Consider the following 1,320-nt stretch of genomic DNA (forward strand, 5'->3'; position numbering starts at 1 on the left):
CCCCGAAGCACACACCGCACTCACCACCCCCTCGGCCACCACCGGGCAGCAGGAGGGCGAACAGGAGCCCGGGCTGCGGGAGAAGCTGGGCGGGCGGTCGGCGGACGAACGAGGGCAGGCACTGCTCGACCTGGTCCGCCGGCGGGCGGCCGAGGTACTGGGACACGGCGACACCGCCGAGGTGGCGCCGGGCCAGGCCTTCAGGGAACTCGGCGTCGACTCGGTGACCGCCGTCGAGCTGCGCAACCGGCTGGCCGCCGAGACCGGCCTGAAGATCCCCAGCACCCTCGTCTTCGACCACCCGACGCCCCGCCATCTGGCGGCCTTCCTCGACGCCGAACTGTTCGGCTCCGAGGAAGCGGACCCGGAGACCGTCCTCGCCGCCGAGCTGGACCGGCTGGCCTCCACGATTTCAAGGCTTTCCCCAGAGAACAGCGCCAGGACTCTCGCGAAGGCACGCCTGCGCAGCATGCTGACCGAGCTGGGTGATCAGAGCGAGGGTGATCCCAAAGCCTCCGTCACCCAGCACCTCGAGGCGGCCTCGGACGACGAGATCTTCGACTTCATCAACCGGGAACTCGGCCGGTCCTGAGCGCCCGCGTCACAGCAGGCCGAATCGTTCCTACCGCTACGACGTATGGGGCAAGTTCCAATGGCGAATGAAGACAAGCTCCGGGACTACCTCAAGTGGGTCACCGCCGACCTGGCCGAGACGCGTCTGCGCCTCCAGGAGCTGGAGGCCCGCGCGGACGAGCCCATCGCGATCGTCGGCATGAGCTGCCGGTTCCCCGGCGGGGTGCGCTCCCCCGAGGACTACTGGCAGCTCCTGGCCGCCGGCGCCGACGCCATCTCCGCGTGGCCCACGGACCGCGGTTGGGACACCGAGGCGCTCTACGACCCGGAAGCCCGGCGGGTGGACGGCAGCTACGCCCGTGAGGGCGGCTTCGTCCTCGACGCCGGCGACTTCGACCCGGCGTTCTTCGGCATCTCGCCACGTGAGGCCGTCGCGATGGACCCCCAGCAGCGGCTGCTGCTGGAGGCGTCCTGGGAGGCGTTCGAACACGCCGGCGTGGACCCCGAGTCGGCGCGCGGCGGCCGCGCCGGCGTCTTCGTCGGATGCAGCAACCAGGAGTACGGCGCGGGCCTCAGCGACATCCCCGACGACGTACGAGGCCACCTGCTGACCGGCAACTCCACCTCCGTGGTCTCCGGACGCGTCTCGTACGTGCTCGGCCTCGAAGGGCCTGCGGTGACGGTGGACACGGCGTGTTCGTCGTCGTTGGTGGCGTTGCATCTGGCGGTGCAGGCGTTGCGTGCGGG

Annotated in this window: 2 protein-coding genes; both read left to right on the forward strand. The window is 70.7% G+C overall.

The genetic code is table 11. The features are described 5' to 3' along the window. The coding region (locus AQJ64_RS44635; protein WP_244902739.1) for a phosphopantetheine-binding protein at positions 1–592 on the forward strand (592 nt) is incomplete at its 5' end. Positions 593–652: 60 nt separating this feature from the next. Continuing rightward, positions 653–1,320, forward strand: a 668-nt coding sequence (locus tag AQJ64_RS44640) for a beta-ketoacyl synthase N-terminal-like domain-containing protein (protein WP_211286546.1), incomplete at its 3' end; no start/stop codon positions are given.

This window comes from Streptomyces griseoruber (genome assembly GCF_001514205.1).
In the GTDB taxonomy this organism is placed as follows: domain Bacteria; phylum Actinomycetota; class Actinomycetes; order Streptomycetales; family Streptomycetaceae; genus Streptomyces; species Streptomyces griseoruber.